The following is an 18,568-nucleotide window of genomic DNA, read 5'->3' as shown; positions in this document are numbered from 1 at the left end:
ATGAGCGATATGTTGATGAGAGTTAATCCGCAGGTAGGGGCCGCTTTTGATAGCATGTGCAAGTCGATTGAGGATACGGGGACGCTTGAGCCTAAGGTGCGGGAATTGATCCGGCTGGCTTGCGTAGTTACAGACCGTTCTACCTACGGCATCCGGCTGCATGCGCTGAAGGCTTATGAGCTGGGTGCGAGCGCGGAGGAAGTGACAGAGACCGTGATGAATTGTCTGCCGGTGGCAGGGATTGAGGCGGTCTCCTCGGGCCTTGCTGCGGCATTGTCGGCTGTGGAAGCCAAGCGGGGTGTTCATCATGGCCGTTAAGACCACAACCCGTGAATCCTTCTACAATGTCTATCCCCATAGAGATCCTATCTGTGTGTCCCACTATCCCAATCCTGTGACCGAGGTTACCCCGGCTGATATTTACGGAACAATGGGCCTTGGTGACCAGCCGCCGGCGCATAATGTTGGCGCAGTCTATGTCCATGTTCCCTTCTGCGCCTCGGTCTGCATCTTCTGCCCCTTCAACAAGATGGCCTATCAGGAAAAGCAGGTGGAGCAGTACATGGAGGCCGTCAAGGCCGAAATCGGCATCTATGCCTCTTCCCCGTATGGTTCGCAGTCCACGATCAGTGCAGTGACGTTCGGGGGCGGAACGCCTTCGGCTCTGTCGGCTGAACGGATGGTGGAGATGCTAAAGAGTGTCCAGGCGAATTACCGGGTGACGCCGGATGCGCAGATCTCTTTCGAGGGCAGTCCGGCAACCTTGACGCTGGAGAAAATGCAGGCCATCCGCGCCCAGGGGGCGAACCGGATCAGCATCGGCATCCAGACCTTCAATGACAAGATGGGGCATCATCTGCGGATGAGCCATGATTCCCGGCGGGCTTTCGAGGTGCTGGAGGAAGCGAAGGAGGCGGGCTTCGAGAACATCGGGATTGATCTGATGTACAACCTGCCTGAGCAGACCATGGAGGAATGGCTAGAGGATGTCCGTACGGCGGTACGTCTGGGCATTGACCATATCACGGTATTCTCTCTGTGTGTAGTACCCTTTACTGCCCTGTTCAAAATGATCAAGGAAGGCAAGATTCCCCCTACCGGCAGTGTCGAGCTGGAAGTGGATATGTACCTGGAAGCCAAGCGGCTGCTGCAGGAAGAGGGTTATGTCCAGTACAGCGTGTGGGATTTCGCCAAGCCGGGCTTCGAGGACCGGCATGTCCTCTTGTACTATACCCAGCAGAAGGATCTGTTCGCGCACGGCCCGGCCGCCTTCGGTTATGTCAATAAGCTGATGTATATCAACCAGGGAGATATCCAGGAGTACAGTGACCGGCTCCAGCAGCAGCTCCTGTCCGTCTTCATCGCCAGCCAGGCGGATGATCTGGAAGCGATGCACGGGATGATGGCCAAGGGCCTGCGGATGCTGTCCGTGAAGCGGAAGGATTTCACCGGCATGTTCGGATTCCAGCCGGAGGAGGTCTTCGGTACGACGATCGATGAGCTGGTAGCCAAAGGCCTGCTGGAAACGGATGAGCATGAGATCCGCCTGTCCGCGAGAGGTATTGTCTGGGGCAACAACGTCTGCAAGGAATTCTTCTCGGAAGCGAACCAGCAGACCTTCGAGAGCCGTGTGAAGCTGGCACGCGGACAAAAGCCGGCTGAGGCTGCCGGAGAGGAGCTGAAGGGATGAAGCTGTCTGTCGGCACGAACTTTGATGACCGGTTGCCTATCCTGCTGAAGGATTCGCATGTGGATGTTTTCTATGGCAAGCTGTCCTCAGATCTGGTGGGCGGCGGAAGACCAACCTTTGCACTGCCAACCATAGACCGGGCGAGGGTGGAGGAGCATGTGAAGCTGCTGCATGCCTACGGGTTCAAGTTCAATTATCTGCTGAACGCTACCTGTCTGGATAACCTGGAGACCACGAAGGATTTCCATTACCGCCTGCGCGAGCTGCTGGAATGGATCGGCACGCTGCAGCCGGAATATGTGACGGTATCGCTCCCGATGCTGATTGATATGGTGCGCACCGCGCTGCCGGATGTGAAGATCAGCCTGTCTACCTTTGCTAATGTGAATACGCTGAGACAAGCCCGGTATTTCGAGGAAAAGGGTGTCAGCGAGATTACCCTGCCCGAGAGCCGGAACCGTGACTTCGCCTTCCTGGAGAGCCTGAGCAAGAATACCCGCCTCGACTATCAGCTCATTGCGACCAATGACTGTATGCTGGATTGCCCGATGCGCCAGAATCATGCGAACTTTCAGAGCCATGCCTCGCAGTGTAACCATGTGACGGACGGCTTCGCGCTGGATTACTATATGCTGCGCTGTACGGAGCGTAAGCTCCAGCACCCGGAGGAGCTGCTGAAGTCGCAGTGGATTCGCCCGGAGGACATGTATATCTATGAAGAGCTGGGCTACCACAAGTTCAAGCTGACCGAGCGGATGAAGACCACGGAGAAGATTGCCGCGACTGCGCAGTCCTACTCCGAGCGGAAGTATGAGGGGAACCTGCTTAGCCTGCTTAATTCGCGGATGGCCGAGGCTGACTTCGAAATGCCGAACTTCTCGAAGAACATCAAGGAGGATTTCGCACCGTCTGACAAAATGAGACAGGTCTACCGCCTGTTGTTCAGCTTCCAGGCCAGCATCGACAACAAGAGTATGGAAGGCTTCCTGGAGGGCTTCCGCTCGAAGCGCTGCGACCGGATGGACTGTGACAAGTGCGGCTACTGTGCTGAATGGGCCAGCCGGACCGTGTCCATGGCGAAGCCTGGAGATGAAGCGCTGAAGGAATTCGAGCAGCTGTTCGCGGCGCTCGCTTCGGGAAGCTTCTTCGGGTCAGCGGCCGGGGCGAAGGCAGTCTGGAGCGCGGAGGGCGAGAGTCTTCTGGGCGCGGTCATTGGGCGCAAGCCTGAGTTCATCCGCGATATGGCCGGGCCTGAGATCCGGAAGAAGGCCGAGGAGCTGGCGGCTGCCCGGGGAAGTGCCCAGGTCTTACGGCAGGATGTCGCCAAGGCCAATGTACTGTGCACCCCGGCAGACTTCCGGATGTTCGCGCTTAGCGATCTGCGGGCACTGGGCTTCGATACGGCTGAGCTGGACTTAGAGGAGGCAGCCGGATGAAGAAGATCATCGGGCTTGCCGGGTCCATGAAGAAGCATCACAGCTCCAGCGAATATCTGCTCTCCGTTGCGCTTGAAGCCGCAGCGGAGCAGGGGGTGCAGACGGAGCTGCTGCGGCTGAATGATTACAACATTCTGCCCTGTGACGGCTGCGGCAACTGCATGAACGGCAAGCACTGCCACCTGCTGAAGGACCCGGAGGACCAGTTGACGGAGCTGTACGACAAGCTGAAGGAGGCGGACGGGTTCGTCTTCGCCTCCCCGGTCTATGCGCTCTCGCTTCCGGCCGTCTGGAAGAACTGGATCGACCGCTGCGAGCCGTGCAGCGACGAGGATCTGGACTTCGAGTACTACAATTACGACCGGGTGGCCGGAGTGAAGGGCAAAGCGTTCAAGGGCAAGGTCGCCGGACAGATTGTTGTCGCAGCGGGACCGGGGCATGAATGGGCGCTGGCCTCGCTGATGCCCTGCTTCACGGCGATCAAGCTGTCGATGATTGCCAGCGCGGGCATCAGCCTGATTGAATATGACGGCCAGCCGGGTATCCGCAAGCGCTCCTGGAGCAAGCCGATTGAAGAAGCGGAAGAGGCGAAGATGATGGCCCGGGCGGTTGGGATGCGGGTAGCCTCCTCCTTGGGCTTCTCATACTTCGACCTTCCCGGGCAGTCGGGGGCAGGGCGAGAGCAGGGAAGCGGGGGGCAGGATGCTATGGAGCCGAGCCAGGACCCTATGGAGCCGAGCCAGGAACGCGGGGTGCAGGCTGAAGTCTGGTCTGCCTTCACTGTGCAGGACGTCCGGGATGAGGAGGTTACGCTCGGTGATCTGGCTTCGATTCACCCGCGCATCTTCGTTATCGGCGATCAGCAGGCCAGCCTCCGCTGCGGGCCGCTGCTGGAACAGCTGGAGCAGCAGTTCGGCGGGAGCGCAGACTGTGCGCTGATTGCAAGAGTCGGGCAGCTGCCCCACTTCATCACGCATGAATTCGTGAAGGAGAAGACGAGCCAGACCGTTCCCGGCTTCATGCTCTACTATGACTGGGAGGATAAGCTGGCCTCACGCTGCACCCTGGCGCCTGGACAGCCGGCTATTCTGGTAGGCAGAAGCCCCGGGGAGTGGAGGTTGTTTGCAGTCGATGAAGCAGACGGCCGGGATATAGACCGGGTCGTGGACTATCTGGAGGAAGCTGTCGTATGAGCGGCCCGGCCGGGAAGTTCAAGGGAGGATACACACTACATGCTGAAGACTAAGGGGATACCTTTATTTTATAGCCGGCAGGGCGCCGGGGAGGCCGTGCTGTGTCTGCACGGCAACCGGGACTCTTCGCTCGTCTTCGGGGACCTGGCCCGGGCACTGGAGCCTCATTACCAGGTGATCCGCGCGGACCTGCGCGGACACGGCCAATCGGAATACGCCGGTCCGGCCTTCACCCTGGAGGACATGGTTGATGATATTCTCAGGCTGCTGGATGAGCAGGGGCTGAAGCAGGTCTCGATCATCGGGCATTCCCTGGGCAGCACGCTTGCGCTCCTGCTATCCGCCCGTGAGCCGGACCGGGTGAAGAAGCTGGTGCTGATGGGGGCCGCCGCCACCTTCGCGGTTCCGTTCAAGCGGCCGGAGCACGGGGAAGAGATCACGCCGGATGCTGTGCGGCAGACGAATGCGGCGGCGGTTCCGTATTTTTTCACCGAGGGCCATGAGGAGGTTCAGCATCAGATTCTGGAGGGCTGGTCCCGGCTGCCTGCCGCGACCCACCGTCTGATGATTCAGATCAAGCATCCCGATCTCCGGCCGATTCTTCAGGGCATCCGGCAGAGATCGCTGATTATTACCGGGGAGGCGGACCGGATTACGCCGCTGCACAAGGCCCTGGAGCTGAACCGGTATTTGCCGGACTCCCGGATGCATTCGGTTCCAGGAGCTGGACACTTTATGTTTCTTGAGGCGGGCGAAGACGTAGCTGCTGCCGCGCTCACTTTTCTTAAGGGGGAGTGAGCATGGGCAGAGTGCTGCTGATCTCGGCGAATACGGAGAAGCGGCCCCCTGTATTCCCGCTGGGTCTTAGCTATATTCACGCCAGTCTTGTCGCTTCCGGCTGGGAGGCAGGCATGCTGGACATGACTCAGCTGGAGTACACCCGGGAGGCCGTTACGAATTACCTTAACGCCTATGCGCCCGATTACATCGGCTTGTCGATCCGTAACCTGGATAATTGCTGCATGCAGTATCCCCGGAGCTTCGTGGATCAGGTCTGCTTGATGGTGGATTGGGTGCGGGAATGGAATAGCAGGACCGGAATCATTCTGGGCGGGGCGGGCTTCTCGCTCCTGCCCCGGCAGTGGCTGCAGGAGACGGGAGCCGATTACGGCATTGTCGGTGACGGCTGTGACAGTATCGTGGAGCTGCTTAGCCAGCTGGAAGCGGGGCAGGTGCCATCCGCAGTAAGCGGGCTCATGTTCAGGACAAGGGCCGGGGAATGGAATTACTGGTCGCCGTATGCGCCTGAACAGCTGGATCAGGAGTATTTTCCCAGCCGCAGCGGGTTTCTGCACAGCTATGATGTGGACCGTAGGGTCCGTCATAATGTATTGACCAAAAGGGGCTGTGCGCTAAGCTGTACCTATTGTGCTTACCCGTCACTGGAGGGCCGGGCCGTCCGCCTGCGGTCGCCTAAGGGGGTGGCTGATGAGATTGAGCAGATGGTGGTGCAGTATGACATCGGCTCATTTGATTTCGTGGACAGTGTGTTCAACTATCCCCTGGAGCATGCCGAAGAAATCTGCCGGGAGCTGATCGGGCGGACACTTCCGTTATCCTGGGGCTGCTTCCTGAATCCGCGGTTCTTCACGGCAGAATTCGCCGGGCTGCTTAAGCAGGCCGGGTGTACGGAGGTGGAGTTCGGCATCGATTCAGGCAGCGATATCTGTCTCAGGTCGTTCAAGAAGAACTTCCGGCAGGCCGAGATCCGGTCGGTGGTCCAGCTCTGCCGCGATCAGGCGCTGGACTTCAGCTTCTGCCTGCTGATCGGGGGGCCGGAGGAGACGCCGGAGACCCTGCACGAGACGCTGGAGCTGATGGAGGAGCTTGCGGTGCAGCGCATCTTCGGCCTGTTCGGCATCCGTATTCTGCCGTCCACCGATATGTACAGCTATGCAGGTTCGCCGGAGCCGGATGATCTGCTCCATCCGAAGTTCTTCATGTCTCCGCAGCTGAGTCTGGAGCAGGCGAACAGCATCTGTGCGCCGTACCGGGAGCGTAACCCGGACTGGATGTTCATATGAAAGAGGAAGAGCGGGTGGAGTGAAGCATGAGAATACTGGTGGTGTCTACGAATACACTGCTGAAGCCGCTGCCAGTCCTTCCCGTCGGGGCGGGGATGGTCTACTCGGCTCTGACCGCTGCCGGATTCAGGACACGCTTTCTGGATCTGGCCTTTATGGCTGAGCCACTGGAGGCGCTGCGCGAGGAGCTGCGGGTTAACGGAGCAGATCTGATCTGCCTCTCGGTGCGCAACATCGATAATCAGGTGATCCAGCAGCCGGAGAGCTATCACGCTTTTATACAGCAAGTCATGCAGGTATGCCGTACTTGCAGTTCAGCCAAGGTACTGCTTGGCGGGGCTGCAATGCTGGTGATGCCGGGCGAGCTGGTGAAGGAGCTGGGGGCAGATTACGGCATCAAGGGGAGCGGGGGCGAAGCGGAAGCGGTACGGCTGGCCCGAGAGATCGAGCGGGGTCAGGCCCCGGAGACAGGCACGGTACGTAATGCAGATCCCGCCTATCATCCGGTGTACAGCCGTATTCCGCCGAAGCCGCTGTTCGCTCCGCAGTATTTTATCCCGAACCCCCGCATCAAAAAAGCCTCGATGGGCTACCAGGCCTCCAGAGGCTGCAGCCGGCACTGCATCTATTGCTCGGAGGGCTACATGAATGCCGGTGCCTGCCGGATTCCTGCGGAGCAGTTCAGTGAAGATATGAAGATCCTGGAGAATGACTATCAGGTGCATAACATCACTTTTGTAGACGGGGTATTCAATCATGAGGTGGAGGAGACGGTGGAGTTCTGTAAGCTGATCGGCTGCACAAGCCCCTCGCTGGAATGGAGCTGCGCCTTGACCCCGGCTCAAGTTACGGAGGAATTGATCCGCTCGCTGAAGGAGAACGGCTGCCGCTTCGTGGACATCGGGGCCGACTCGGGTTCACGGCAGATGCTCCGGCGGATGGGCAAGCAATTCACCCCGGAGCAGCTGGTTGAGCTGGGACACCTGCTGGAACACTATCAGCTTCCCTATTCGGTATCGCTGCTGTTCGGCGGGCCGGGAGAGGATGCGGAGACGGTGCAAGAGACGGTCCAGGTGGTCAATCAGATGAACCCTGTGTATATTCTGGCCAGCCAAGGCATTCGTGTCTACCCTCACACCGCACTCTACCATATCGCTCTACAGGAGCAGGTGATCCGGGCTGAGGATAACTTGCTTTTTCCAGCCTACTATCAGTCCAAGGACTACAGCGCTGACCTGCTCACCGATGCTCTGTCCGCATCACGCCACATCTATAAAGATATGCTTATGAATTCAATTGGAGGAAGGACTTGATAGAATGAACAAGCCTGTGTACCCGTTCCGGGAGATCGGGATAGGGCACTATCCCATGGGGAACACACCGGTGTCGCCAGAGGACAGCAAACGGCTGCCGTCACTCATGAACTTGAATCAAGCTGCGGCAAGCTCCAAGCTGGTCTATGTACATATTCCCTTCTGTGACTCGATCTGCCCGTTCTGCCCGTACCCCAAGGCGTTCAACGAGCAGGGAGCCCGCAAGGATTATCTGGCTGCACTGTTCCGCGAGCTGGAGATGTACGGGATGACGCCGCAGATCCGCAATTGCTCAGTGGAGGCGCTATATATCGGCGGCGGGACGCCAAGCGTGCTGGACGAGGAAGAGATTACCGCATTATTCGAGCAGCTACAGGCTACACTTCCTATGCATAATATCGAAGAGATCACATTCGAGGGCAATCCCGCCTCGTTCACCGCTGCTAAGCTGAAGCTGCTTCAGGCGCTTGGGGTGAACCGGATCAGTCTCGGGGTGCAGACGTTCAACGATGAGCTGGGCAGACGTCTCGGGCTGCTTCAGACCGGGGAGGATTCCCTGCGGGCGATTCAGGATTCCAGAGAGGCGGGCATCGCGAACGTCAGCCTGGATCTGATGTACAATCTGCCGGGCCAGACGATGCAGGAATGGCTTGAGGATCTGGCGAAGGTAGTGGAGCTGGATATCGGTCATGTCACGCTGTTTCCGCTGAAGATTATTCCCGGCTTCGGTCTGGCGAAGCGCATTGCCAGCGGCGAGCTTCCGGCCTGCGGCGGACTTGAGCTGGAGCAGCAGATGTATATAGAGGCTTGCCGTTATCTGGAGTCGCAGGGATATTCGGTGGAATCGACTTATGATTTCGTCCGGCCGGGAGGCCATCATGTGTATAGCCGCAAGCATTTTGACGATTACCTGGACCTGCTCTCTGTGGGACTGGGGGCGTTCGGTGATGTGGGCGGGTATGCCTACCAGAATGTGAAATTACTCCCTGAATATGTGAAAAAGATTACATCCGGCGACCTGCCCATTGCTTTAGGCTACGAAGTGAAGGCAGAGGATCTGCCCAATCAGTTCCTGGCGATGGGCTTGCGCCGTACAGCGATTGACCGCCAGCAGTTCCGCCGCAAATTCGGCGTTTTCCCGGAGGAGCATTTCCCCGAGCTGTTTGACAAGTTCGTGAAGGAAGGGCTGATCGAGATCCGCGAGGACACCATCGCGCTAACGCGTTTCCACGGGTTGTTCTGGGGCAACAATGTATGTAAGGAGTTCTGCGAGGAGCAGATCAAGATGGCTTTTCCAAAATGATGGAGGGGTACTGAGATGAATAGTAAAGTAACCAAAAACGTCTTCTATGAGGATCTTCAGGAGGCCGGGAGGTTCGGGGAACTGGAGCAGCGTCTCATGGGCGAGTCGAACCTGCCGGGACCCCGGGCGAATCTGGGCGCGGCTTCCACCTTCGCGGATGCTTTCGCATCGGACTGGGTGGCCAGCGAAGCCTGGGAGCTGCTTGTGGAGTGGACCGGCAAGACGGAGGCGGAGGCGCCGACGGATGATCCCCGCGAGTTCCTGCCGTTCTGCGCGCTCCAGGCGATGGGCAGCTATTACCGTTATGCGGAGCCTGCCCGCCAGGAGACCATTCTGGAGCGCTGCCGGGCGGCGATGAATGATGCCCGCTGGCGGATGCGCGAGGCGGCAGCGATGGCGCTGCAGCGCATCGGGGAGCAGGACTTTGGCGCGCTCCGCGCCTTGTTCGATGGCATGAAAGGCACGGCTAACGCGCTGGAGCAGCGGGCCTTCGTTGCCGCCCTGGCCCATCCGCCGATGCTGAAGGAGCAGGCCAATGTCCTGTATGCGCTGGAGCTGTCTGAGGAGATCCTGGACCAGATTGCCGCCGGACAGACCCGCTACGGCGCGGAAGAATTCCGCGTTCTCTCCAAGGGTCTGGAATATGCGCTCAGCGTCTTTGTGGAACGCGCCCCCGAGCAAGGCTTCCGCATGCTCGCCAAGTTCGCAGTAACGGATGACAAGCGGATGCAGAAGATCGTGAAGTCCAACCTCGGCAAAGCCCGCCTGGCGAAGAAATTCAGCCAGGATGTGGAGCGCATTCAGGTGTTGATGAATGCTTGATGGGGGCGAGTGATGCGACCTCGTCGTGGATTGTAGGTGCAGCGTATTGCTCCTGAGAAATACGCTTGTTGAGGGAGCGAACCCGTCTGGTTACCCAACTCTGCTGCTCCATGCTCCTTCGCGGACCTGAGGGCCGTTATTTTTAAACAAACCTTGTTTTTTGCGGCTAGGCGGACTGTAGTGCGCTTATTGTCTCTCAGCGAGGCGTTTTTAGGTGGCATATCCATCAATAAGCGCCCTGTAGTCCGCGAATGCTGGAAAAGTTGGATTTTTCGCGAAATAAGGGCCTCTGAGTCCACTTGGAAGAGTGGAAGAGAGCACCACGCTGAGGTCCTAGTCAAGTAAAGGAAACAGAGATAGCCGGCCTGCATACTGAGTATGCGGTCTGGCTTATTTGCAGTGTGTTTAACTACTTCGGCGGATAACGTGTTGAGACAATATAGGATTATACAGAATATAGCCGAAGAGGTACAATAGAAACAAAGAGCCGGTGCGAATGCCAAGCTCCCATGAAATCCCCAGGGGTTTCGCACCTCAGAATTTGTCGAAACTCTCAGGAATCGAGGGAGTACTTGAAAAGTCAAGCGTGGACAGATACCTTTTCGAGAATGGAACAAAGGAATGTATAGTGTATGTATACGGAAAAAGCATAGGTTATGCTGTTTTCCGCTGTCGCACTCTGTGTGAGTGCGTGGATTGAAATAAGATGAAGGTGGGGATCACATGATCGGAATCCATGTCGCACTCTGTGTGAGTGCGTGGATTGAAATCTAGGCCATGACTCGGCACTGCCGCCCAGAAGCGGTCGCACTCTGTGTGAGTGCGTGGATTGAAATGCATCTTTGTGCGGTTGTTACCATCTACTACCAGTCGCACTCTGTGTGAGTGCGTGGATTGAAATTCTCAAAACCTGATACGTACTTATTAAATCAATGTCGCACTCTGTGTGAGTGCGTGGATTGAAATAGGATGAATGATGCCTTTATAGAGGAATCCAATTGAGTCGCACTCCGTGTGAGTGCGTGGATTGAAATGACCCTAAGATATTGGCTATCGTAGAGCAATATAAGGTCGCACTCCGTGTGAGTGCGTGGATTGAAATGAATAAAGGAGTACCGCGCTTTTTTGTCAATATCGTCGCACTCCGTGTGAGTGCGTGGATTGAAATCTTGATGAAAGAGGATGGACACCGTACAGGTTAGGTCGCACTCCGTGTGAGTGCGTGGATTGAAATTGATAGAAGGCCGATAGGCCACCATCCGGCGGAATGTCGCACTCCGTGTGAGTGCGTGGATTGAAATATCAGGTAAGCAATCTGGTCGCTGATTTGCTGGTCGCACTCCGTGTGAGTGCGTGGATTGAAATTCAGGGCGCGGTGCAGTTACGAGGGCTAGGCAATGTCGCACTTCGTGTGATTGCGGGGATTGAAATCCTAAGAGCAGCAAATGCTACTCTGCTACCGCAGGTCGCACTCCGTGTGAGTGCGTAATTGAAATGCACCAAAAAGGCCGACCGCTATGCGACCGACCCAGTCCATACCCTGTGTGGAGTGTGGAGATGTTAATCGAGAATTACTCTGTTTCGAAAAATAGCTTAAACCCTTCCTATCCTGATACTTCTGCTATGTTTTGCCTAGCATTTTCCAAAGCCGCAGCAAGCCGAGGCAAAGCTATACCTAACTTTTTCGCTTCCCGCACAACTTCATGTATCGCAAAGCCTGCTTTGCTATTGTTGTATTCCATGAAAAGCCGTGCTAAGCTGCCCTTTGCAAAAACCAGCTTGTTAAACAGCGTGCCGAGCAGTGCCGGCGGGATCTTAGTCAGCAGCAGAGAAGTCGCATCAGCTTTTCCGCCTCTGGCTTTTATTACCGGAATCATCTCCCTCATACTCCTGCCAACATTTGCGAAGGAGTCGCTATGATCCAAGACTGCCGCAAAACTTCCCAGTCTCAACACCTCGGCTTCCATTGCCGCATTCATGGCGAAGTGATTCCAGAGCCAGTTTTGCATATCCTTGATCCAACGAATTTTAAAATGGGCACTTTCCAATAGCACTTTGACCTTGTTGTTAATAGCTTCAGTGCCTGCCCGTGGCTGCTCCAGAAACAGCATTTTTAAAAAGCCGCCTCTAAGCCTGTTGTCCTCAATGCCACCGCCGCCTCCCGGGAATCCAAAGACCACATTGTTCATAGACAGGGGCGAGATCGATGATTTCAAATCCTGCCAAAGGTTATTGAAGATGAGGATAGGCGTGCTCCCGGCAACTGCCGATAATAATTGTGCTGCTGCCGGAAGCTGTTCCGTGTTGACACTCACAATAATGAGGTCATAACCGGGACTGATTTTCTCATGCAATGTAACGTTCCAGCTTTCTTTTATGAGCTGCTTCCCCTTTCGTGCGTCCCACATTTCAAGCTTAATGCTGCTTCCAAAAGTTTCTTTCCTCCCTTCTCTAACGTAAAATTCCACGGTATGCCCTGCCTGTTCCATCGCCCAAGCATACTGGACCGATATGACACCTCTGCCGAAAAATAAAATTCTCATATTAGCCTCCTGAGCCTATATATTAATCCTTGTTGATTATCCAACAACGTGTTGTATAATTTATTGTATAGAAGCGCTATAGGACCATCAACCATCAGATTTTTAAAATCTGTTGTGTAATCCGTGTACAGAAACTGGAGGCCAATAATGAATAAGCAACCTGAAATTACGGATAAAACAAGACAAACCTTCATCAATGTATTCTGCGATTTATATAGCCAGAAACCCATTGAAAAAATAACCATCCAAGAGATCGCAAAGCGATCAGGATATAACCGCAGCACCTTTTATCAATACTTTACGGATATCTATGAGTTGTTGGATTACGTGGAAGAGCGTGTTTTTAGATCCATTAAAGAGGAAATGGCAAGCAGAGAGTTCTCCACACATACCTTCCAAGATGCTCTTCAATGCCTGGAGAATGCAGAGGAAATTTCAATCCTGAAAGCCCTCTTGGGCGACTATGGTTCTGTTCGTTTTATTGAACGTCTGAAAAGAGAAATTCCTTTTGAACGATTAATTGTCGACCTTCCGGCAAATGAAGCTTTAGCACCCTATATCATTGAGTTTTACATATCCACACTAATGTCGATGTTTCGCCTGTGGATACGGAATGACAAAGATCTGTCGTCGGAAGAATTGGTCAAGCTGATAGATACCCTATTTACTAATGGGATTGGGACGACGGTGATTCCTTAATATGTTAAAATACAACAATGATATGATGAGGGGGATTGTCCTACGGTAAAAACTCAGATCAGACAGCTAACCGTCCAAGACCGGCCTTTTGTATACTGGCATGTGGGTGGTTCCCGCCTCACGTTAAATATTTCGCCCAAGGAAGATAAAACCACCAAAATCACGCTCATTTTCGCAGCCGCTCCACCCGAAGAGGATCGTCACACCTCATGGGAGTTTTATGATATTTCAGCATACAAAAACAACTCCCATACCACCATTCATCTAGGCAAACCGGGGCATATTTCCGAGATAATACATTACATAGAACGGGAACAGCCTGAATTGTGGCGCAAAGGAAAGCAGCATACGATAGAGAACGCTTGGCAGCTGCTGCAAGCCTTGGGTTACTCTAACCTGGAGCCAATTTGGGTTAAGCGGTGGTAGATCCTCATTCCCGGTGCTCTCTGTGATATGGCACTTATCCGATTCTCACAACTAGACTAAGAGTACTAATTTTATTATCTGGAGAAGATTACATTGTCATTACGCAGATCAAAAAGGATCAAAATAATCGGCTTTTCTACCATTCTGGGATTCGCTCTCATCTTACTGCTCTTATATTTAATGTATGATAAGCAAACCCATGCGGTATTAGTCAAGTTCTCCAATATGAAGCAAATTGCTCATAACGTATATGTTGAACCTGATATCAATGAGAGTGAGCAAGCAGAAGTAATTCATTTTGTTAAGACCTCTGCTGAGAAAATCAAATCACTTTTTGGCCAGAAAGAGTCGATTCCTGTTCTAATCTATGCAAAATCCAATGAGACTCTGGAAAATTACGCAGACTCAGATATTGGGCAAACTTATTATTATCCATGGAATAGCTATATTGTGATCGGCCCCCGTGGTTATAGCGTAAACGTCATTGCTCATGAATTTACCCATGCAGAATTAAGGAAAAGACTTAAAAACAGCAGCAAGGTGCCAGTATGGTTCGACGAGGGTTTAGCCGCTATGGTGGATGGCCGGTTTACCGATATGGAAAAGACTTGGAGCACTCAGACGAATGATGGCAAAGAACCCGTCGATTTTATTCTTTTGGACTCCCATTCTGCATTTCAGGCTAATACTACAAGTACTATGAATTATGAACTGGCATGTTATGAGGTTTCGAGGTGGTATGGGATTGTTGGTACACCTGGTTTATTGCAGCTTATTGATTCTCTAAATGAAGGTGAAGATTTCAGTGCTCTTTATAAAGGGATTGAAAGTAATGGGGCTGAAAACACTAAATGATTTGGGTGAGGACTTGACATTAATGGATAATAATATCCTTAAATTGGTGCAGAGAACTGTAAGCGAATTTATAGACCCTAAGGCAGAAGTTCTAAGTATTGAGAGCAAGCCTATGGGCTTGGGTTCTCAAGCTGTGGAGTTAAATCGCCATTCGGTTATAATCCAGGCGGATGACAAAACATCGAGGGTGTCCCTAGTTTCAAAGCAGGCAACCAGGCTGGAGCGGCAAGTATTGCGCACGCTTTATGCCCAAAGAGCCAATGTACCGTTTTCTTGTTCAGATGGTGCTGAGTCAGAGGAGAGATTCCTGGTTTGTTTACAGGACGTTGACGCTCAGACAGACTATGGGAGTCTGGATATTCATTCACTTCAGCTCAGTGAGACGAGGGCGTTATCACATATCCACCTCTCTAACTTTGGCCAAAAGAAAGAACTTTCATGGTTACCTGAAGCAGACAGCTTACATATCGAAAAGATGATCTATGAACGTTGGAAGCCCCAATGGCAGACGGCCAAGGAAAACGAGCAGTTTATAGATGTCTTCGGGGATTACATTCTCTCTGTTGAAGCAGCAGCTAATACGTTTCTGGAGGATATTCAACAGGTGATTCATGATGAAACCAGCCAGACGTTAATCCACAACGACCTTAACCCGGGAAATGTGCTGGTGCATAACAATACGGATGTATCCTTTATTGATTGGGAAGAGGCACGGTACGGATCTATATTTTTAGATATCCCATTACGGTTACGTACTGCAGAACAACTAGAGGAATATAAGCGGCTACTGGCTGCCTCAAACATCGAATTTTCTATCAGTCAGTTCAATCAACTGTATGCAATCGCCTCACGATATTTAGGACTTAGATATATCAGCTGGAATTTAGGAGCTTGGACCAGTGATTCGCGAGCTAAAGAAGACTTAAGGAAATACTTAGACATGGTGACGGGAGCTTGAAGCTTCGAGCAAGCGTTTGGACCAGCCTTATGTATATTGGCATGTGGACGGCTCCCGCCTAACGTTTTGCTATAATTCTTCCAAATCTAATGAGTGAGGAGATTGAAAAATGACTGATCAAACAGTGGCTAGTAGATTAGCAACATTAGGAATCGTTCTCCCCCATGCAAGCGAACCGGCAGCTAAGTATGCAAACTTCGTAAAAGTAAACGGGTTATTGTTCGTTTCAGGCAAAGGTCCTGCTGGTACACCCAAAGGTAAGTTAGGTCAGGACTATACCACCGCAGAAGGTTATCAGTTTGCACGACAAACGGGGATTGAAATTTTGGCCGTATTACAAACAGCTTTAGATACACTGGATAAAGTGAAACGGGTCGTTAAAATTCAGGGCTTTGTTAATGCGGTCGCCAGTTTTGAAGAGCATCATAAAGTGCTGAATGGCTGTTCTGATCTGATGCTGGATGTTTTCGGAGAAAAAGGTATCCATGCCCGTTCAGTCTTTGGAGCTGTTTCGGTTAGAGATAATCTTCCTATCATTATTGATTCTATATTTGAGGTTGAGGAGTAAAGTTCATTGTAGATATTGCTCTGGTGTGGATAACTTCACTGAGCTTACGGGCAGGTTTGCGTAGTAGGTATTGAAAAACGCGGGAACACTTATGATGCCTGGTACCAGCAGCATACAAAAGCAGGTATAACTACATTAAATGAGAGTAGATTTCAAGAACACATAGATACTGACCATAGAGAAACTGAAGAAATCATATACAGGAAGCCCGCTCCCTGCAACCGTCATACCTAAGGTGAGCATCAATGTTACAACAATACCTAGAAGCCATTTCGTGACATAAATTCACAACTCTTGTCTTAATGGGGGGCCGCATTATGAATTTTTGGCCGATGAAATTCATTTCAGTTGTAATTTGTTTGGCATTGGCGGTATGCGGATGTGCTGGCTTGAACAGCAAGAGCAAGGAGCATGTTACGGCAAGTGACTTTATTATTCCCCTGAACGTTAGCGAAGTGCTGAAGCGTCCAGAGACTGGGGTTATTATATATTTTCAGAACCGTCGTGAGGACTTTGATATTCTAGGCCGTTATCTGTTAGAAAATGAAAAAGTGTTCCAGACTCGGCCTGTCATACTTCAACAAGATTATTCCATCGAGAACATCCAGGACCCTGAAATTCAACAAATCGCTCAAAATTTGTTTCGAGAAGGTATTGTAAAGAGGATATCCTCCTTAAATGATGCCCCTAGTAAAAGTATTGACTTTTTGTTTGATGCCGAAGACAACTTGTATCAACAAGGCATAACCTACCTCAGCCTACCAGAGATGGCCAAAGGCGATCCTTCGAAATTCAACTATGTGAATGACTATAAGAATCTGGGCGGCGGCTGGTACTATTATGTCTTCCACTATGACAAACTTAAAAATGAAGATGAATTTCGGAATCTAGCTTGGGCCCAAATCTCAGAAAAGGAAAGAAGCACTTTAACCACGCAGAAAGAGAAAGCCATAGTGATCCTAGAGTCTGGAAAAAACGTTGGCTATTGGATTGATGACAGAAAGTTAGATGTTGTTGTATCCGTTCAATTTGATACGGAAATGAACGGCCAACTGGGACCGATTACAATGTTTTTTGATCCAATGACCAAAGATTTGATCGGGGGCAATCTGCGTTTCTAATAGGCTGGAGTAAAATGCGAACTCCGTTTTTATTTAAATCCCTTCCCCAACTCGGTGAACCCGCAGAAGGTTAGTGGTTCCGGCGCAGCCTACAGGGACTCCGGCGGTGATGAGCACCAAGTCGCCATTTTGCACGTATCCGGCAGACCTCGCCAGTTCAACAGCGGCTTCTACGGCTGCATCTGTGCTAGAAGTAGACTCGTCGCGGAGCAGCGGAATTACACCCCAAGTCAAGGAGAGGGCATGCAACACGCTCTCCTTAGTGGATACGGCGATTACCGGTGCAGCGGGCTTGTGCTTGGCGATCATCCGGGCGGTAAAGCCGCTTTCGGTCAGGGCGAGAATAGCCTTGGCGGATAGCGCGAGGGCAGTGCGGACAACGGATTCGCCAATGGCGCGGGTCACGTTGGTGCCAGTCTCGTTACTCTTGCAGTTGGAGCGGCCGTAGCTCCCCAGGACGGACTCAGCGCTTGCGGCGATGCGGGCCATAGTCTCGACGGACTCCAGCGGGTACTTACCTGCGGCAGATTCACCAGACAGCATGACGGAATCGGTGCCATCGAAGATAGCGTTGGCGACGTCACTTGCTTCTGCACGGGTCGGACGCGGGTACATCTGCATGGACTCCAGCAAGTGAGTGGCGGTGATAACCGGTTTTCCGGCCAGATTACACTTCTTGATCATGTCTTTTTGAACCAGCGGCACATCTTCCACCGGCAAGTCCACGCCCAGATCGCCGCGGGCAACCATTAGTCCGTCGGCTACGTTCAGGATGGCGTCCAGGTTCTCCAAGCCCTCGTCATTTTCAATTTTGGCGATAATTTGGATATGGTCGGCCTTGTGTTTACTCAGAATATGTTTAATCTCGAGAATATCTGCAGCTTTGCGGACGAAGGATTGAGCGATGATGTCGATGTTCTGCTCAACGCCGAACTTGATGTGCAGGATGTCCTTCTCAGTTACGCCTGGAAGACTGGTTTTGATGCCGGGAACGTTGACGCCCTTGCGCGGCTTCAGCTTGCCGCCGTTCTTAACGAGGCAGGTGATCTCGGTACCTTCGGACTTTACGACCTCCAAACGGACTAGACCGTCATCGATCAGGATACTGCTACCGGGCTGCACATCTTGGGGCAACTGCTTATAGGTGACTTGGATGCGGTCCTTCGTGCCGAGCACTTCCTCTGTGGTCAGAATCACAGTTTCACTTGGTACCAATTCCACGAAGTCCGAGGCCATTTTGCCGATACGAATTTCCGGACCTTTGATGTCGAGCAGGACGGCCACATATTGGTTTAGTTCCTTGGCTGCTTCCCGGATGTGGCGGATGCGTTCTGTGTGCTCCTCCAGATCACCGTGAGCTAAGTTCAGGCGGGCGACATTCATACCGGCTTGGATCAGCTTACGGAGCATTTCGGGGCTTTCGCTGGAGGGGCCGATGGTACAGACGATTTTTGTTTTGCTCATGAAATTCTCTCCTTCATCGATAAATTATTTAATCTTGTGAAAATTTTCCCTTATCCTTACAATAAAGCATAATGATTCATCAGAAAAATATAT

At 52.6% G+C, this 18,568-nt stretch carries 16 protein-coding genes and 1 CRISPR repeat array; of the genes, 14 read left to right on the top strand and 2 right to left on the bottom strand.

From position 1 onward, the window contains the following. The 9 genes from MKY64_RS21450 to MKY64_RS21410 are packed head-to-tail and all read left to right on the top strand — an operon-like array spanning position 1 to position 9,841. A complete protein-coding gene (locus MKY64_RS21450; protein ID WP_076079596.1) occupies positions 1 to 318 on the top strand; it encodes a carboxymuconolactone decarboxylase family protein in 318 nt (105 codons plus the stop codon). Beyond that, complete coding sequence (hemW, locus tag MKY64_RS21445; protein WP_340955583.1) at positions 308 to 1,690, top strand: radical SAM family heme chaperone HemW; 1,383 nt, start codon at positions 308 to 310, stop codon at positions 1,688 to 1,690. Before MKY64_RS21450 ends, hemW (MKY64_RS21445) begins: the two co-directional genes overlap by 11 nt. Next, on the top strand, positions 1,687 to 3,126 hold the full coding sequence (locus MKY64_RS21440; protein ID WP_340955581.1) for a U32 family peptidase: 1,440 nt from the start codon (positions 1,687 to 1,689) through the stop codon (positions 3,124 to 3,126). Before hemW (MKY64_RS21445) ends, MKY64_RS21440 begins: the two co-directional genes overlap by 4 nt. After that, on the top strand, positions 3,123 to 4,319 hold the full coding sequence (locus tag MKY64_RS21435; RefSeq protein WP_340955579.1) for a flavodoxin family protein: 1,197 nt from the start codon (positions 3,123 to 3,125) through the stop codon (positions 4,317 to 4,319). Before MKY64_RS21440 ends, MKY64_RS21435 begins: the two co-directional genes overlap by 4 nt. Positions 4,320 to 4,358: 39 nt before the next feature. Then, on the top strand, positions 4,359 to 5,117 hold the full coding sequence (locus MKY64_RS21430; RefSeq protein WP_036723297.1) for an alpha/beta fold hydrolase: 759 nt from the start codon (positions 4,359 to 4,361) through the stop codon (positions 5,115 to 5,117). 2 nt (positions 5,118 to 5,119) lie between these two features. Next, positions 5,120 to 6,403, top strand: a complete 1,284-nt coding sequence (locus MKY64_RS21425; RefSeq protein WP_340955577.1) for a B12-binding domain-containing radical SAM protein — start codon at positions 5,120 to 5,122, stop codon at positions 6,401 to 6,403. A 26-nt stretch (positions 6,404 to 6,429) separates the two neighbouring features. Then, positions 6,430 to 7,716: a B12-binding domain-containing radical SAM protein gene (locus MKY64_RS21420; RefSeq protein WP_340955572.1), complete on the top strand. Its 1,287-nt coding sequence runs from the start codon at positions 6,430 to 6,432 to the stop codon at positions 7,714 to 7,716. Positions 7,717 to 7,720: 4 nt separating this feature from the next. Continuing rightward, a complete protein-coding gene (gene hemW, locus MKY64_RS21415) occupies positions 7,721 to 9,019 on the top strand; it encodes a radical SAM family heme chaperone HemW (protein WP_340955570.1) in 1,299 nt (432 codons plus the stop codon). 15 nt (positions 9,020 to 9,034) lie between these two features. Next, positions 9,035 to 9,841, top strand: a complete 807-nt coding sequence (locus tag MKY64_RS21410; protein ID WP_340955568.1) for a hypothetical protein — start codon at positions 9,035 to 9,037, stop codon at positions 9,839 to 9,841. A 671-nt stretch (positions 9,842 to 10,512) separates the two neighbouring features. Then, positions 10,513 to 11,272: a CRISPR direct-repeat array (repeat unit 32 nt; unit sequence GTCGCACTCCGTGTGAGTGCGTGGATTGAAAT). A gap of 173 nt (positions 11,273 to 11,445) precedes the next feature. On the opposite strand, the gene MKY64_RS21405 is transcribed toward MKY64_RS21410, so the two are convergent. Continuing rightward, positions 11,446 to 12,384 carry a ketopantoate reductase family protein gene (locus MKY64_RS21405; RefSeq protein ID WP_340955566.1) on the bottom strand — a complete coding sequence of 313 codons (939 nt, stop codon included), beginning with the start codon at positions 12,382 to 12,384 and terminating at the stop codon, positions 11,446 to 11,448. Positions 12,385 to 12,531: 147 nt separating this feature from the next. Here MKY64_RS21405 and MKY64_RS21400 point away from each other — a divergent pair, with 147 nt between their 5' ends. The 5 genes from MKY64_RS21400 to MKY64_RS21380 all read left to right on the top strand — a co-directional run bounded on the left by MKY64_RS21400 (position 12,532) and on the right by MKY64_RS21380 (position 17,011). Next, the gene (locus MKY64_RS21400) at positions 12,532 to 13,083 is read left to right on the top strand and encodes a TetR/AcrR family transcriptional regulator (RefSeq protein WP_339313030.1); all 552 of its coding nucleotides are present in this window, start codon (positions 12,532 to 12,534) and stop codon (positions 13,081 to 13,083) included. Between the two features lie 519 nt (positions 13,084 to 13,602). After that, complete coding sequence (locus MKY64_RS21395) at positions 13,603 to 14,364, top strand: hypothetical protein (protein ID WP_340955563.1); 762 nt, start codon at positions 13,603 to 13,605, stop codon at positions 14,362 to 14,364. Then, positions 14,342 to 15,322: an aminoglycoside phosphotransferase family protein gene (locus MKY64_RS21390; RefSeq protein ID WP_340955560.1), complete on the top strand. Its 981-nt coding sequence runs from the start codon at positions 14,342 to 14,344 to the stop codon at positions 15,320 to 15,322. The genes MKY64_RS21395 and MKY64_RS21390 overlap by 23 nt, the downstream gene beginning before the upstream one ends. A 109-nt stretch (positions 15,323 to 15,431) precedes the next feature. After that, positions 15,432 to 15,890: a RidA family protein gene (locus tag MKY64_RS21385; RefSeq protein ID WP_340955558.1), complete on the top strand. Its 459-nt coding sequence runs from the start codon at positions 15,432 to 15,434 to the stop codon at positions 15,888 to 15,890. A gap of 317 nt (positions 15,891 to 16,207) precedes the next feature. Continuing rightward, positions 16,208 to 17,011 carry a hypothetical protein gene (locus MKY64_RS21380; RefSeq protein WP_340955557.1) on the top strand — a complete coding sequence of 268 codons (804 nt, stop codon included), beginning with the start codon at positions 16,208 to 16,210 and terminating at the stop codon, positions 17,009 to 17,011. Between the two features lie 33 nt (positions 17,012 to 17,044). Here the strand turns inward: MKY64_RS21380 and pyk are convergent, their stop codons facing one another. Continuing rightward, positions 17,045 to 18,475 (bottom strand): pyruvate kinase, encoded by a 1,431-nt coding sequence (gene pyk / locus MKY64_RS21375; protein ID WP_340955555.1) that lies wholly within the window; start codon positions 18,473 to 18,475, stop codon positions 17,045 to 17,047. Between the last annotated feature and the right edge of the window lie 93 nt (positions 18,476 to 18,568).

Source organism: Paenibacillus sp. FSL R7-0210, from assembly GCF_038009085.1.
Classification (GTDB): domain Bacteria; phylum Bacillota; class Bacilli; order Paenibacillales; family Paenibacillaceae; genus Paenibacillus_AQ; species Paenibacillus_AQ silagei.
The sequence above is the reverse complement of the archived record's forward strand: the minus strand, read 5'-3'. Positions and strand labels throughout refer to the sequence as shown.

Coding starts and splice junctions, on each gene's coding strand:
- MKY64_RS21450 (WP_076079596.1), top strand. CDS start 1: ATGAGCGATATGTTGATGAGAGTTAATCCGCAGGTAGGGGCCGCTTTT.
- hemW (WP_340955583.1), top strand. CDS start 308: ATGGCCGTTAAGACCACAACCCGTGAATCCTTCTACAATGTCTATCCC.
- MKY64_RS21440 (WP_340955581.1), top strand. CDS start 1,687: ATGAAGCTGTCTGTCGGCACGAACTTTGATGACCGGTTGCCTATCCTG.
- MKY64_RS21435 (WP_340955579.1), top strand. CDS start 3,123: ATGAAGAAGATCATCGGGCTTGCCGGGTCCATGAAGAAGCATCACAGC.
- MKY64_RS21430 (WP_036723297.1), top strand. CDS start 4,359: ATGCTGAAGACTAAGGGGATACCTTTATTTTATAGCCGGCAGGGCGCC.
- MKY64_RS21425 (WP_340955577.1), top strand. CDS start 5,120: ATGGGCAGAGTGCTGCTGATCTCGGCGAATACGGAGAAGCGGCCCCCT.
- MKY64_RS21420 (WP_340955572.1), top strand. CDS start 6,430: ATGAGAATACTGGTGGTGTCTACGAATACACTGCTGAAGCCGCTGCCA.
- hemW (WP_340955570.1), top strand. CDS start 7,721: ATGAACAAGCCTGTGTACCCGTTCCGGGAGATCGGGATAGGGCACTAT.
- MKY64_RS21410 (WP_340955568.1), top strand. CDS start 9,035: ATGAATAGTAAAGTAACCAAAAACGTCTTCTATGAGGATCTTCAGGAG.
- MKY64_RS21405 (WP_340955566.1), bottom strand. CDS start 12,384: ATGAGAATTTTATTTTTCGGCAGAGGTGTCATATCGGTCCAGTATGCT.
- MKY64_RS21400 (WP_339313030.1), top strand. CDS start 12,532: ATGAATAAGCAACCTGAAATTACGGATAAAACAAGACAAACCTTCATC.
- MKY64_RS21390 (WP_340955560.1), top strand. CDS start 14,342: ATGGGGCTGAAAACACTAAATGATTTGGGTGAGGACTTGACATTAATG.
- MKY64_RS21385 (WP_340955558.1), top strand. CDS start 15,432: ATGACTGATCAAACAGTGGCTAGTAGATTAGCAACATTAGGAATCGTT.
- MKY64_RS21380 (WP_340955557.1), top strand. CDS start 16,208: ATGAATTTTTGGCCGATGAAATTCATTTCAGTTGTAATTTGTTTGGCA.
- pyk (WP_340955555.1), bottom strand. CDS start 18,475: ATGAGCAAAACAAAAATCGTCTGTACCATCGGCCCCTCCAGCGAAAGC.